At 60.5% G+C, this 14,814-nt stretch carries 12 protein-coding genes; 4 read left to right on the plus strand and 8 right to left on the minus strand.

All coding sequences use genetic code 11. The annotated features are described in order from the left end of the window. The 3 genes from GY725_09885 to GY725_09895 all read right to left on the minus strand — a co-directional run. Positions 1–638, minus strand: a 638-nt coding sequence (locus GY725_09885; GenBank protein MCP4004492.1) for a WD40 repeat domain-containing protein, incomplete at its 3' end; no start/stop codon positions are given. A gap of 210 nt (positions 639–848) precedes the next feature. Continuing rightward, the gene (locus GY725_09890; protein MCP4004493.1) at positions 849–1,940 is read right to left on the minus strand and encodes a Gfo/Idh/MocA family oxidoreductase; all 1,092 of its coding nucleotides are present in this window, start codon (positions 1,938–1,940) and stop codon (positions 849–851) included. A gap of 166 nt (positions 1,941–2,106) precedes the next feature. After that, positions 2,107–3,426, minus strand: coding sequence for a hypothetical protein (locus GY725_09895; GenBank protein MCP4004494.1), 1,320 nt, complete (start codon positions 3,424–3,426; stop codon positions 2,107–2,109). Between the two features lie 225 nt (positions 3,427–3,651). On the opposite strand from GY725_09895, the gene GY725_09900 reads away from it, so the two are divergent. The 3 genes from GY725_09900 (at position 3,652) to GY725_09910 (ending at position 6,533) form a co-directional block, all read left to right on the plus strand. Continuing rightward, complete coding sequence (locus GY725_09900; protein MCP4004495.1) at positions 3,652–4,665, plus strand: aldo/keto reductase; 1,014 nt, start codon at positions 3,652–3,654, stop codon at positions 4,663–4,665. Then, entirely contained in the window at positions 4,662–4,991 is a 330-nt protein-coding gene (locus GY725_09905) for an L-rhamnose mutarotase (GenBank protein ID MCP4004496.1), read from the plus strand. Before GY725_09900 ends, GY725_09905 begins: the two co-directional genes overlap by 4 nt. 69 nt (positions 4,992–5,060) lie before the next feature. After that, positions 5,061–6,533, plus strand: a complete 1,473-nt coding sequence (locus tag GY725_09910; GenBank protein ID MCP4004497.1) for an alpha-L-fucosidase — start codon at positions 5,061–5,063, stop codon at positions 6,531–6,533. 20 nt (positions 6,534–6,553) lie between these two features. Here GY725_09910 and GY725_09915 read toward each other — a convergent pair whose 3' ends face one another. The 4 genes from GY725_09915 to GY725_09930 form a co-directional block, all read right to left on the minus strand. Continuing rightward, complete coding sequence (locus tag GY725_09915; GenBank protein MCP4004498.1) at positions 6,554–7,453, minus strand: nucleoside hydrolase; 900 nt, start codon at positions 7,451–7,453, stop codon at positions 6,554–6,556. A gap of 31 nt (positions 7,454–7,484) precedes the next feature. Beyond that, positions 7,485–8,864 carry a DUF1329 domain-containing protein gene (locus GY725_09920; protein ID MCP4004499.1) on the minus strand — a complete coding sequence of 460 codons (1,380 nt, stop codon included), beginning with the start codon at positions 8,862–8,864 and terminating at the stop codon, positions 7,485–7,487. Continuing rightward, the gene (locus GY725_09925; protein MCP4004500.1) at positions 8,828–10,174 is read right to left on the minus strand and encodes a hypothetical protein; all 1,347 of its coding nucleotides are present in this window, start codon (positions 10,172–10,174) and stop codon (positions 8,828–8,830) included. Before GY725_09925 ends, GY725_09920 begins: the two co-directional genes overlap by 37 nt. A gap of 124 nt (positions 10,175–10,298) precedes the next feature. Further along, positions 10,299–11,486 carry a hypothetical protein gene (locus GY725_09930; protein MCP4004501.1) on the minus strand — a complete coding sequence of 396 codons (1,188 nt, stop codon included), beginning with the start codon at positions 11,484–11,486 and terminating at the stop codon, positions 10,299–10,301. A 143-nt stretch (positions 11,487–11,629) separates the two neighbouring features. Between GY725_09930 and GY725_09935 the strand changes: the two genes are divergently transcribed. After that, positions 11,630–12,691 carry a hypothetical protein gene (locus GY725_09935; protein ID MCP4004502.1) on the plus strand — a complete coding sequence of 354 codons (1,062 nt, stop codon included), beginning with the start codon at positions 11,630–11,632 and terminating at the stop codon, positions 12,689–12,691. Positions 12,692–12,793: 102 nt separating this feature from the next. On the opposite strand, the gene GY725_09940 is transcribed toward GY725_09935, so the two are convergent. Then, positions 12,794–14,590: a long-chain-acyl-CoA synthetase gene (locus tag GY725_09940; protein ID MCP4004503.1), complete on the minus strand. Its 1,797-nt coding sequence runs from the start codon at positions 14,588–14,590 to the stop codon at positions 12,794–12,796. Between the last annotated feature and the right edge of the window lie 224 nt (positions 14,591–14,814).

The following is a 14,814-nucleotide window of genomic DNA, read 5'->3' on the forward strand; positions in this document are numbered from 1 at the left end:
GATGCGAGGTCCCAGATGCGCAGCGTCCGGTCGTGCGCGCAGCTGACGAGCTGGGAACCATCGGGTGACCAGTCGACGGTGTTGGCGTGATGCTCGTGACCGCTGAGTGTTGCTATGGGCTTCCAGTCTTCAATCGAAAAGATTCGGATCAGGGAATCGTCACAGCTTGTTGCCAGGAGGCGTCCGTCCGGTGAGAAACGGGCGTCCTTCATCAGGCGAGGGTGGTCGTCGATGACTGCGATGCAGCTTCCCGATTCGACATCCCAGATGCGCAAGCTGGCATCCGAGGAGCCGGTGGCCAGTAGCTGAGCGTCGGGACTGAAGCTCGCAACCCAGATACTCCCACTGTGCCCCTTGAAGATTCGCTCCTGCCTACCCGTAGTCACATCCCAGAGAATCGCCGTCGCGTCTTCGCTACCCGTTACGAGCTTGCGACCGTCCGGGCTCCAATCCACCGACCAGACCGTACTCTGGTGACCGGAGAAACGTTGAAGCTCCCGGCCCGTGCTGGACTCCCAGACGATGGCGGTTCCATCCTCGGAGCTGGAGGCGAGAAACTGCCCATCCGGACTCCAGGACACCATCCAGGTAGGGGCACTGTGACCGACCTCTCCACGAGAGGTATCGAGACTGTTCACTGGCGACTTCCTCCAACGACAAAGCGAGGGTCGGCCTGGGACCCCACGCTCAACCGTCATCTTCGGCGAACGGGATGAAGGGAGGATGAAGGGGCCCGAGAGGCCCTTGAGCGAACGTTTCGGATGGCTTCCGACGCGCGTGAAGATGCCACACCTACGCGCAGGTTCGCTCGTTCCGGGGCGTGATTCCTGGAAGTGCTACCGCCCGCTCTAACGCGCGTCGGGCTCGACTTCGTCCAGTCCTACTTCGCGGCCGTCCTCAGCACTCCGAGCCGCCGCCAGCGCGAAGCGCATGGTGTGGCGCGCATCGCTACCGTTCTGACTTGGCTGACGGTCATTGAGCAGAGCGTCGACGAAATCGATGCCACCTAGCCGAAAGGACTCGGCCCAGTCGACGGGCAGGTCGTGGAATGCGCGGGTCTCGCCGTCGCGGTAGAGAACGACCGAGGGTTCGTCCAGAAGCTTGCCCGTGCAGCGATTCAACCAGAGAATTCCGTCACTGCCGTGGATCTCGGTGCGGTCATCACTCGCGTAGTAATCGGAGCGCACGCGCATTCCGAGCGAGGCGATGACCTCCCAGGAGCCGAATCGCGGTACGTCGCCCCCGTACTTCCAGGTGATCAGAGCGGGTCCGTCGATCAGGATGTTCTCGGCGAGTTGCGTCCAGTGGATGAACGCGTGCACGCGCTCGGGTTCCACCGGCATGAAGAAGCGTGCCATATTGAAACAGTGGTAGCCGTGGTCAAAGGTCGTGGCTCCGCCACCGCAGGTAGCGGGATCATGACGCCAGGCCTGGGTTTCCGGAGCGATCTCCCAGCCATCGCCGAAGCGCCCGGCGGCCGTCTTGAGCCGGACAGAGAGCGGCTCTCCGATCGCTCCTTCGGCAATCAGTTCGTGCGCTTTCACGTGCGGTGGATAGTGCATGAAATTCTCGAAGACGCGGAAGGTCCGGTCACACCCCTTCGCAACCTCGAGCAGGCGGTCGAGTTCTTCGAGTGTTCGAGTCGGAGGCTTTTGTAGCGAGACGTGCTTTCCCGCGCGCAACGCCGCCGTGGCGTGTTCCTCGTGCAGGTGATGAGGGGTGAGGATTTCCACGGCATCCACTTCGGGATCGGCGAAGAAGTCCTCGGTGTTCGTGTATGCGCGTCGCGCGCCCCATTCTTCGCGGCGCCGCTCTGCTAGCTCGGCGTTCACGTCACAGACGGCTGTGATCTCAGCGTGCTCGTGCTCCAGGTAACCCTGACACTGCAGGTCGGCAATGCGTCCACAGCCGAGAAAGCCCATGCGAATCCGGTTCGACATTGTCCGCAGCCTACCACCAATGGCGAACGCAAGTCCCCCAGCTTTGGCCGGTACCCCAAAAACAACGACCGCCCGCCACTCGTAGAGCAGCGGGCGGTCCGTTTTCGAGCAGACACTCTTCGGGTGTAGCTATCCGAAGATCGCCTATCCGTAGTTGATTCCCGGTTCAGAACTTCGCGTCTACCTCGAAGCGCAGCCGCGTAGAATAGTCCTCATCGGGTACATTGGGACCATGGTTCGCGCCCGAGTTCTCAGCAATGGAGGTGAGTCCCCAGGCCCGCAGACCAATGCGCTTGGAGAGTTTGTACTTCACCCCATACACATGACCCTTGAAGTTCGAGCCATCCAGAAGGAAGTCGTCCTGAGAATATGGCGAGAACACCGCATCCTGCTGAACTCGCTGCCACTGGTAGAAGACCTTCCAGCCCCCTGGACTCCCGGTGCTTCCGTAAGACGTTCCAATCGCGAAGCCCTCATCTCCGTTGGCGGCTCCGTCCGCTCCTGTATTCAGGATGTACTCACCGGAGATGGTCAGCGGCTGACCGCCGAAATCGAACGTTAGTGCGGCGATCGGGTTCAGAATGTGAAAGTCCGCAACGAAGTCTGCCGCGGTCGTACTATTTGAGATGTCATTACTGACGGGCAACGCAGCATTGTTCATGTCCGGTGACGTGTCGCCGTATCGGTACCAGCCGAGAGCAGCCAAGGCCTTGAAGCCGTCGCCCTTGTAATTGGCGGCCGCTTGCGCGACGAAGGCAGTCAGCTCGGCATCGCTGCCGTCCGTTGTACTCGTGGAGTCATCCGCGAACAGGAGATACTGGCCCGCCACCAGGTTGATATTCAGCCCCTCGGAGGCTTCGAATCCATAGCCCGCGACAACGCCTTCCGGGTTTACGTCATCGTCCCATACGAGTTCACCGTATACGGGGTTCTTTGCAAACGGGTGATCGAACTTACCCGCTGTGACCCAGGTGCCCGGGATCGAGCTCGGTCGGTACTTCAGCCAGGCTCGATCGATATTGAACTCGAGCGACTGCAGTGAATCATCACCAGCACCATCAGTGCTGCCGAAGTTGTGGTACGGCGAACGCGGATCCATTGGATTTCCAGTGCGCAGGCGGAAGCCCGCTTCGAATTCTTCGCCGAGGTCGGCCTTTATGCCGAAACGCAGCCGCACTCTCTCACGGTCCCGGTTTCCCTTTCCGCGAATTCCATCGTGCTCGTGGCGCAAGCGCAAATCGGCCGAGCCCTTTACGCGGTCCCAGAAACTCCCGGAATCCACCGAAGCCGAGACCGCCGGTGCGTCTGAGGATGAGCGGATCGCGTCGATCAATCCGTTGAGAGCTTCGCGAAGTTCCGGCGAGACCTGCTCGTTCGCGAGCGATTGCTCAAGTGTGTTCGTCGCCTTCTCGAGTTCTCCCGCCATCGCGGATCCCGATCCGAGCAAGGCGATACCAATCAAACCGACCCAAAGCACGCAACGCATGCCGCTACCCCCCCCAAATGATTGAAATGAGAAAAAGTGTTCCACCCGAAGAACCCCAGAAGAATTACGCCACATCGAAGTCACATTCCAACTACATTTTGTCGCGTAGCGTTGAGCCAACATATGACGTGGCCAAGAAGCCACAGGCTTCCAGACAATCTCGGACGGAGGTTCGCCCATTTCCTATCTGCGAGAATCGAGTAGAAAGGCGGAATTGGCGCAAGAATGACAATTGTGAATCGGCGAAACAGAATCGGACGGAGTTCAGTCGACGTGACCGCGTTCGGGTTCGGAGCGGCGGTACTAGGCAATCTCTACGCGCCCGTGACAGACGGTGACACATTCGCAGCCGTTCAAGCGGCGGTGCAGGAGGGCGTCCGCTATTTCGACACAGCTCCGTACTACGGCTACGGACTTTCCGAACGCAGATTGGGTGAGTCACTGGATCGGTTCGGAGACGACGCGGTGATGATCTCGAGCAAGGTCGGGCGACTGCTCGAGCCCAGGCCGGGAGAACCCAGGGAAGATCAGGGGTTCGTCGCTGCGCTGCCTTACGAGGCTGTCTTCGACTATTCCTACGAAGCAGTGATGCGCTCCTACGAGGCCAGTATTCTGCGCCTCGGCGGGAGACACATTGACGTGTTGCTCCTTCACGACATCGGCCAATACACTCATGGCGATGCTCATGATGCCGTCTTCGAGATCGCGTTGAGCGGAGGCTATCGGGCTCTGGAAGAGTTGAGGCGTACGGGTGACGTTGGAGCGATTGGCCTGGGAGTGAATGAGAGTGAGGTGTGTCTGCGCGCGATGGAGCGCGGAGACTTCGACTGCTTTCTGGTCGCAGGGCGCTACACGCTCCTGGACCAATCGGCAGCGAAAGAACTCTTGCCTCGCTGCCTGGAACGCGGCATCTCGATCATTATCGGCGGCGTCTTCAACTCCGGAATTCTGGCGAGTGATCTCAGGACCGGAGTGCCCTACGACTATGAAGCTGCTTCGGACGAACTCCTGGAACGGGCGCGAGCCATCGACAGGGTATGTCGTGCCCATGACGTTCCGCTCGCGGCTGCAGCTCTCCAGTTTCCATTCATGCATCCGAGCGTTGCGTCCGTGATTCCAGGAGCCCGTTCCGCCGATGAAGTTCACCAGAATGCGAGAGGTTTCCGCTATCCGATTCCAGACTCCTTATGGGATGATCTGCATTCCGAGAATCTTGTACGCCGAGGGGATTCGCCATGATGCGATTCGGACAGATGCTGGGTCTGCGACCGGAGAAGTATGAAGAATACAAGCGCTACCACGCGAAGATCTGGCCGGAGATTGCCGCCGCTATTCACGCAGCGGGAATTCGCAACTACTCGATATTCCACCAGCGGGGGCGGCTCTTTGCCTACTATGAGTACGTGGGTCCCAAGGAAGAGTATGAGGAACGCATGCAGGCGCTCGCGCAGGCCCCGCGTATGCGAGAGTGGTGGGACTTGATGGAGCCGATGCAGATTCCGGATCCTGAGCGCACACCCGATAGCTGGTGGTCCGATATGGAAGAGGTCTTCCACCAGGATTGACTCGCGTCGTCCACTCTCCCGACCCATGTTCAGATTGACAGATTGGTCTGGGTCTCGAAGGATGGGAGCATGTCGAGTCCTACCTACACTGCGAGCATCGAATCTCTCCGACAGCATCGCGTGCCAGCCTGGTTCGAGGATGCCAAGTTCGGAATCTTCATCCACTGGGGTCTCTTTTCGGTTCCTGGATTCGCAGCGCCAACCGAACACATCTCCGATGCGTTCGACGGGAGCCACGCGAATTCGATCGTGATGACGCCCTATACCGAGTGGTACTGGAATGCACTGCGGGTTCCGGACAGTCCCACCGCGCGTTTTCACGCTGAACACTACGGCAATCGCCCGTACTCGGACTTCAAGGAGGCCTTTATCGAAGGCTTGAGAGCGTGGGATCCGAGCGAATGGGCACGGCTCTTCCGGAAGTCCGGGGCCCGCTACGTCGTACACGTGACCAAGCACCACGATGGCTACAGCCTCTGGCCCAGCAAGATCGAGAATCCGCACCAGAAGGATTGGTGTAGCGAGCGCGACATCGTCGGAGAACTCGCCGAGGCAGTTCGAGCTGAAGGCCTGCGCTTCGGTGTGTACTATTCCGGCGGAATTGACTGGTCCTGGAATTCGAACCCGGCGCGCACGTTCGCACAGTTTGTCGGCTCGGCTCCCGGAGGCGACTATCCCGCTTATGCAGAGGCACAAGTGCGGGAGTTGATCGAGCGATATTCCCCCGATGTTCTGTGGAACGATATCACCTGGCCGACCGGACTGGGGCGCATGCTCTCACTGATGGCCGACTACTATCACGCTGTTCCTCACGGCGTGATCAATGATCGATGGATGCACCACGGTCCGGCCTTGCGCCTTCTGAGCCATCGACCCGTGCAGTGGCTGGCCGACGCGCTGATCAACCGATCCAATCGCCGCGCGGCGGCGAAGGGAGAGGGTAAGAAGGGAGTCGTTCCGCCGCGCCCAGCTCACTCCGACTTCCGCACCCCGGAATACACGATCTTCGACGAGATCACTTCGTATAAGTGGGAGGCGACCCGCGGGATGAGTGCATCCTTTGGCTACAACCGCAATCACGCCGAAGCCGACTACGAACCCGCCGACGAGTTGATTACGAACTTTATCGACGCCGTGTCGAAGAATGGCAACCTGCTGCTCAACATCGGGCCACGGGGCGAAGATGCGGGGATTCCCGCGCCCCAGTTGGCGCGCCTCGAAGCAATGGGGGAGTGGCTCGAACGAAACGGCGAAGCCATCTACGGAAGCCGTCCCTGGGAGCGGGCCGAGGCCAAGACCGATGAGGGGCTGCCCGTTCGGTTCACGCGCCGAGCGGACAAGGTCTACGCAATCGTCCTGGGCAGGCCCGCTTCTCGAGATGTCGTGATCCGCGAGTTTCCCATGAGTACCGGAACCTCCGCTCGGCGCCTGTTCGATGACCAACACATCGAAGTGACGGCCGCTGACGGTGGAGTGCGCCTGCTGAATGCGACTTCCTCAGGCTCCGGGCCTGCGCTCGCTTTCGAGTTCTCTTCCAGCTGACGGGTTGAGCAGCCGGTTTCTCAGAGCCAGGTTGCCATCAGGTGCGTCCGCAGGGTCGGGTTGTCGACATCGACGGCAATCTCGGCGTTGGGCGTGCCGTCTTCCAGCGTCGTGGCACCGGCATCATCGACGCGAATCCGCCGTTCTTTGAAGGAGCAGAGACCGTTCTCGACCAGGGTTGCCGCGGTCAGCGGGTCGTGCAGCGCTACACGCGGGCGCTTGGCGCCAAATCGCTCGGCGAGTGCGCGCAACCACTCTTTGCACAATCGTGACAGGTCCTGCGCGAGCGCGTCGCCACGCGCGAGTTTCTCGACGTCACCGTCCGCGAGGCTCGTGCGGAACGTGACCTCCGCGGGAACCACGCGCGGGAGCTCTGGATGAGCGACGGCCATCACTTTCTGCACGGCCAGTGGGTCGCAGTACCAGTTCCACTCGGAGATGATCGGCGTCATTCCTTCGAGCATGATGTCTTGCGTCTTGCCGCCCATGATGGCCAGTCGCGGAAGCGGGACACCGGCGTCGACGAGAGCGCCGAGATTCGTGAGCGGACCGATCGCGAGCAGGACGTCGGGCTGTGCAGCTTCGAGTTGGCGGCTCAAGTCTCGGATTCGCACATCTGCATCGGGGTCTTCCGTCGTGCGCATGCGCGGCTGCGGCTCTTCCAGTAGACCTATCCCTTCGTGACCGAACATCACTCCTTTGCGATCGGCGCTCAGTGGTGCCCCCAGGCCGGTCAAGACCGGTACGTCCGTGACGGATGCCCGCTCGAGCAGCTTTCGGGTTATGCGGGTGCGCAGATCGACATCGCCGAACACGGTCGAGACGCCGACCAGTTCGAAGCCCGGGTGACGCAAGACGTAGGCGAGCGTGAGTGCGTCGTCGACGTCGCTTCCCAGATCCGTGTCGATCCAGATCTTCACGATCGCCTTCCAGTCAGATGGGGAATGCGGATCAGCGTCCTTTGGCCAGGCGGCCGATGTCCGTCTGCTTTCGGATCCGGCCGCGGCGCAGTCGGGTTGGCCTAGCATCGTACGATTCGATGCGCACGCCAGTTCCGGTGCGAATATTGGCCACGATGATCCCGCCTGGCAGGAGCGAATTGATTCCCTCGATCCGTTTGTGCTGATCTTCGCGCTCGCTCCAGTGGTAGTTCATGTAGATCAGCTTCCAGAGTTCTCCGCGGCGGTCGTAGGCTGCGGAATAGAGTCCGGTGTAGGTTTCCTTGTCGAGCCACAGGAGTTTCCGCTTGTAGGGGTGGCGCTTTGCCTTGGGTTTCATTTCCAGGACGATCGCCTTGCGCAACTGCCATGTGTCGTTGGCGAACGAGAAACCCGTCGGACCGAAGTTCTCTTCTTTGCTGAAGGGATATCCCTTGAGTGAGGAGTCGAGCGGCGTCAGAACCTCTGTCTCGCCCAGGTATTTCCAGGTGAAGTGCGTGACCACGCCGGCGAACCCTCCCTGGTCCTCGGGCGTCATATCGGTACCGGCGATCGGATCGGTGCGTCGGGCCCCCGAGATTCGTCGTACGCGGCGCAGGTCTGGGATATAGACCCACACGTCGACATCGCGAGCTTCGTCCCGCGGCAGATCACCGTCCTTGTAGGCGTACCCCAGGACCTTGATGCCGCGATAGTCGGGCGGTCCAGAAATATCCGCGCCTCCAGCACCCATTCGCTTTTCTTGATCGAAGATGTCGCCATCGCGCTCGATGTAGTCCGGGCGATTGGCGAGTCGCATGCCCCAACCGGTGCCTTCGAACCCGAGTGGCAATCTTTCCCCGTTGTCCCAGTAGGTGAACTTGAAGTTCGCCCGGCCCTCGAGGGCGTCGTGCTTGTAGCGATGGTTCCAGGCGTGCATCGCACCGGCATTCGGATCGGCCGGATCGATTTCGGGAAAAGGTCGGCCCATCGTGAAGTTCAGCAGGGAGTGATCGCGTCCCAGCTGCGGCTGCCCACGATACTTCGCATTCGCCGCAACGCGCCCTTCGGATACCGGGTAGTCCTTGTAGAACTCACCGATCTCCAATTGCATACCCTCGAAGAAGAACATGTCGCGAAACTCCCAGAAGGGCTCCGGAATGTAGTTCTTCAGCGCGTCCAGTTTGTCGAAGGTGATTACGTCTCCGGGCTTGAAGGGAGGCCCGGGAAGCGCGTCTTCTGGTTCCGCTGCGTTTGGCGCGTTGGTTTCCGTCTCTTCTGGTTCGGCCGCGCTTTGCGCAGTGGTTCCCGTCGGGAGCGCGAGAAAGGCCAACACGAGAACAGCTGCCACGAGAGCCGGTATGAGTTTCATCCAGCTCACCACAGCTTCGGCGGTGCGTCTTCGCAATTCCACGATCCCTCCAGTCCAGCATCCGCGAGGACGATCAGCAGCTCCGGGTCGACCGGGGCTGCTTCTTCCTCGTAGTCGTCGTAATCATCGTAGTCGTCTGCATCATCTTCGCCCTCGTCTGCGAAGTCCTCTTCGTCGTACTTCGCAACATCAAAAGGCGGACTGTAACCGCATTGCACCCACTGCACGCTGCTGAACTCCAGCAGGTAGGAGTCGCCGAGGTTCCGGTACATGAACTCGTCGTCTTCATCGAGGATCAGGCCGATCCGCGGGCGGGGAACTTCGCTGAAGAAATCCGGAACCAGGTCGCTCAGGCGCCTCGGGAAGGAGCCGGTCTTCTCCCGATAGGATTCCAGCGCCACGAGCAGATGTGTGGCGGTTTCGTTTCGCGCGGTTTTCTGAAAGACCGTTGCAGCGCGGTTCGTACCCTGGATGGTCAGGAGTGAGAAAACGCCGGCGAGGAGCACGGTCAGTCCTCTTCGCGAAGCTTCTTCTGCATCGTCGGGCCCGAGCCAGACACGCCCGAGTGTGTAACAAGCAGCGATCAGGGCGAATACGATCAGGGCGCCGGCTTCCGCGCCCCGTAGAGTGATCCACGAGAGCCCGGCCGCCAGGACCGCCGCTGCGAGTCCGCCGATGGTCAGCCCGCGTCTACCCGATAGTCGCGCGGCAATCCACGCGCCCGTTCCGGCGGCAACGTGAAAAGAGGCAATCGCGCTGCCAAGCAGAAGCAGGCCGAATAGCGTCACGACGGGCCACGGACTGATGTTGAAGCGCATCCAGGAATTGGTGCCCGTTACCTCGGTCGTCAACACGAAAGCTCCGGAGACGACCAACGCGAGGACGATCATCGTCCAGATGCGCGAGAGTCCGGCCGCCGCACGGATCAAGGAAGGGGCGAACAGTCCAGCGGCCGTTATTCCCGCGAAGGTGGCCGCGACTGCGGGGGAACGCCACTCGAAGAATCGCCACACGCGATCGGCCATGTAGCCGTAATAGGGAAAGATCAGCAGCAAGAAGACGCCAGCGGTAGCGATCGCGCGCAAGACGGCCGAACGGAACAGTCGGAATCCCCAGATCCACATCAGCAGCGCCGGCAGCCAGAAGATGCTCAGCGGGATGAAGGCGCCCGGAAAGCCATCCTCGGCCAGTTCCTCCAGATATGAAAACGCTTCGATGGAGTGGACATAGCCAGCCGACCGCCACCATTCGAGATCCTCGACGATTTCCGAAGGACCCATCCCCGGACCGAGCATCTCGTAGTAGCCCAATAACATGCCCGCCAAGACTATGAAGTACGCCAATTGCCGCATGGCGCGCATTCTAACAGGTTGCGGATGAACACTGGACCGGGGCTCTCGAGCGGGTCTTCTACAGCCTGCTAGACCGGAGCGCACCCCAAGATGCGATTCTGGCCTAGTCGCTTCCCGCCCAAACTCAGGGCTCGTCTGCGGGTTTGACGGTACGCCTGGATTGCAATCCGGCGAGAACTCGCTTCGCAACCTCGTCAGCGACCAACTGATAACCCTCTGCGCGCAAGTGGATATCGCTGTCAAAGTAGAGGGGCGAAGCACTATCCGCAGTCGCCGCGCGGATCTCCGTTTCGAGATCCAGAACATCCAGATCCGTCCGCTCCCGCAGTTTCAGGAGCATTCCGCTTAGCAAACGGCTCTGCATCGCGGCGGGATGCTCGGCGGTTTCCGCGTCGATGGCTTCTCTTGCCGGGATCAGCACCGCGATCAGGTGCGCGTCGCGCCCCTCGACTTCATTTCGCAACCACATGAGCTGGTCCGCAATCATCACCGTGGCGTGTTCCTCCGCTTGATGCCGTGCGCCATCGGTGGAAGCGTTCGCTCTTGCGGCGCTCCTGGCCAGCAGGAAACGCGTCGCGGTCGTTCGGATCAGACTCAGAAGCTGGGAGTGTTGCGAGAGTGCGAAATAGCCGGGTATCGAGCTGACCAGGCTTCGCAGACTCGAGATTTCCCGATCGGCCTGGCGCTGGCTTTCGAGGGATCGCGGCTGCACGGAATTCCCCGTCTTCTCGAAGCGATGGGTCGAGATTTCGTCATCGATGTCATTGGCATAGAGCGTAACGACGACGATATCGGGCTGGAATCCGCTCAGCGTTCGCTGGTACCAGAGTGCCTGATCTCCGAGGCCGGTCCCGTGAACACCGGCATTGATCACCTCGAAGTTCTGCTGCGGCCAGGCGGATTGCAGCGCGGCTTCCAGTAAGTAGGGGTACGTCTCGTGATCCTCGACTCCGGTCGAGAACGTGAAGCTGTCGCCCAGAGCGACGATCCGAATCGTCTCGGGCGGGGGAATGCGTTCGTAGGTCTTCGTCGAGCGAAAGCGCTGTTCGTTCACAGTGGCGTGAACGTCGAATTCGCCCGGCGAGAAGTAGCGAACGCGGACCCCGGGTACGAGCAGGGTGACTCCATCGACACTTTCGCGGATCGGAGGCGTTAGCGGCTGTGGCAATACGATGCGGACGATTGCTTCTGCACCGATCAGCGAGAGAGTCAGGGCCAGCGCAGCCAGTGCGATCAGCGCCAGCCAGCTCGGTCGCCGCGTTGCCGCGACTGAGCTGGGAGGGGAGGTGAATGGGTCTTCCCGAGGCGCCATCCAGCAATGCATAGGGGCGCGAGCCAACTGGGGCAAGCAGGGTTCGAATTCCCGTTCTCGGCAAGCCGTATTGCCCAGCCAGGGCCGGGGTGTATGCTCGTACCTGCGCTTTCTTTTTCGCAGGATGGACCGATAAGAGCCCCATGACCGACACCGCCATTTCTCAACGCGCCCTGGTCGCCACCGCGCACTATATCGTCAGTCCGATCTACGATTGGCTGCTGTTTCTTCTGCCCCCGTTCATGGCGCTGGGTGTCGGTGCGCTGATTTCGGAGACCTGGTTCTCGGATGACCAGATCCAGCTCTGGGGTTCCAACTACTACCCGGCGGCTCTGTTCATCGGTGTGATGACACACGCGCACATTTTCGCCGTCTTTTTTCGCAGCCACGGCAACCCGCAGATCTTCAACCAGTTCAGGAACCGCTTCCTGGTGGTTCCTCTCGTGCTCTACCTCGCCATGGTGTCATCGAGCTGGGTCATCATTTCGGTGTCGGTGCTGGCCACGTTCTGGGATGTATACCACTCGGCTCTGCAGACCTTCGGTTTCGCTCGCATCTACGATACCAAGCTCGGTGGTGACCCGACTGTGGGGCGCAGGCTCGATTGGTGGATGAACCAACTACTCTACGCCGGGCCGATGCTCGCCGGCGTCACGATGATCGATCATTTCGAAGACTTTCAGGAATTCGAAGATGTGGGCGCAGTGTTTTTCACCTCGATTCCGGCCTTCATGGAGGGGAATCAGCAATTCGTCACATGGGCGGTGATTGCTCTAGGTGCGTCCTTCATCGTCTACTACGTCTTCGCCCAGCTCCAACTGCGCAACCAGGGGCATCAGATCTCCATGCAGAAGGTCTTCCTTCTGGCGTCGACTGGCGTGGTCTCGATCTTCAGCTGGGGATTCAACACCTGGGGTGAAGCCTTCTTCGTCATGAACTTCTTCCACTCGCTGCAGTACTTCGGCATCGTGTGGATCCAGGAGAAGGGCAATATGACGAAGCTGTTTCGCTTCGACGGCCTCGCTCCTGCACTCGGCAAGGTCTTGACCCTGTTCGTGTTTCTCGCGGTGGCCGTGAGCTACGGCGTGTTCGTCGAAATCGAGTCGTTTGGCCTGGATTCGGTCTGGGCAATCACCCTCGTCGTTTCGTGCATGCATTTCTGGTACGACGGCTTCATCTGGTCCGTGCAGAAACATCACGTCTGAGCTGTTTCAGATGTCGTGACCCACACGGGGTCGCGCCCAGGTTGCCACAGCAACGATCCTCCGGATCGTCCCGGGGTGCGCTACGAGATCGCGATTCGCTGTTCAGATCCGAATCGAACCGGCCTGTACCTCGGCGTATTTCTCAGGAGTGAGCGGTACGTAGGTCTTTCCCTGATCGTCGCGCAGATAGAGCGGATCCTTCACGGCGCCTGGATCGTAGCCTTCCTTCTGCAGATCGACCTTGCGCAGCTTGAAGGTTCCCGTCACCTCGAAGTCCGTCTGCAAGCGCACGAAGATCGGCGCCGCGTAGGCGGGCAGGGTGTCGGCGATGTGTGCGAAGAGCGCAGCTCCATCGAAACTGGAGGCGCTCTCGAGTCCGATCGAAGCCATACCGGCGCGGCCATCTGCTCCCGGAACATCGACGCCATACACATTGATCATCTGGACACCCGGGAAAGCCGAGATCGACTCCGCGACCTCTTGCGTTGACACGTTCTCGCCTTTCCAGCGGAATGTATCGCCGATCCGGTCGACGAAGTAGTAGTAGCCCTGCGCATCGCGCTTGAGCAGATCGCCGCTGCGGAAAAACGTATCGCCCGACTTCAACACGTCGCGTAGGATCTTCTTTTCGGTGGCTTCCTTCGACGTGTAGCCTTCGAAACGGCCAGACGCAGTGTCCGCCGATTGAGGAATCTCGGCGACCAGTTCTCCAACCTCTCCATCGGCGCACGGGAAGCAGATTCCCTGATCGTCGCGCGGGTGTTCGTCGTTTTCGACGTCGTACTTGATGATCAGCGGGGCGGGGACGATCGGTGGCACCTTTCCGACTGCGCCGACCTTGCCGTCAAAGTTCACGATCGCCGTATTGCCCTCGGTGGCGCCGTAGAACTCGACGATCTTCGGAATCGCGAAGCGCGACTGGAACTCTTCCCAGATCTCGGGTCGCAGTCCGTTGCCGATCGCGAACTTGACGCGATGACTGCTCTCCTTGGCGTGCGGCTTTGCGTTGAGCAGGTAGCGGCAGAACTCGCCGATGTATTGAAAAGCCGTTACTCCGAACAGGTCCACGTCTTCCCAGAACTCGCTCGCGCTGAAGCGACGACGCAGGGCGATCGTGGCACCGGCATTGATGGCGCTCATGGTCGCCATCGCTCCACCGGCGCTGTGGTACAGCGGAAGCGCGATGTACATGACGTCGCTTCGGTTCAGTCCCGAGATCAACGCGGCACTGCCGGTGAGGAGGAACTTCAAATGGCTCATCACGGCTGCCTTCGGCAGACCCGTGGTTCCCGAGGTGTAGATGTAGACGTGTGCATCGCCGGCGGTGGCCCCCGCTCGAACGCTCTTGTCCGGGTTTTCCCTGGACATCGATGCCAGTGCGGCTCCGATGTCCTGTGCACCTTCGGGAATCTCGGGGCTCGGGTCGGCCGGGTCGATCCTGACGTAGACCGTGAGGCCCGCCCGTACATCTGGATCCAGGGTCGCGATGTTCTCGAGGCACTCCGAACCCACGATGATCTTGCGAGTCTTGGCCGCGTCGATCGCGTGTGCGAGTGCGCGTCCCGTCAGATTGGTGTTGATCAGTGCCGTGGTCGCGCCGATCTTCGAGATTCCGCCCCAGGTCGAGATGTACTCCGGCCGATTCAGCATCAGCAGAGCGATCACATCGCCCGACGCCATTCCGATCGAAGTCGCCCAATGCGCAACCTGATTGGCGTCCTCGTTGGCTTCGCGATAGCTCACGCGCCGATCCTCGAAAACGATGAACGGATGATCTCCGCGGCGACTGGCCTGCTCCTCGATCTTGTCCGCGATCGTCAGAGGACTGCTCGGCTTGAGGCGAGCCAGAGGCAGGCCGTAGCGGATCATTCGATAGTTGGTCATCAGACGTTCGAGCATCGGGTTCTCCTTCTGGCCGGGATTCTACCCCGAGGCGGCTGAAGAGGGGGGCCGAGTTTCGTGCCCAGGCCAATTGCGGCCTGCTAGGGAATCTCTGCACAGGGAGGAATCGAGCGAGAAGCGGGAGTCGCCGCCTGAGCAAGAAGGGTGATCCGATCGCAGATCCGTAGATCTGCAGAGGGTCGCGCGACGCAGCGCAGGCGGATGCATCGCGCTTCGCAGCC

The sequence above is a fragment of the bacterium genome, from assembly GCA_024226335.1.
Lineage (GTDB): Bacteria > Myxococcota_A > UBA9160 > SZUA-336 > SZUA-336 > JAAELY01.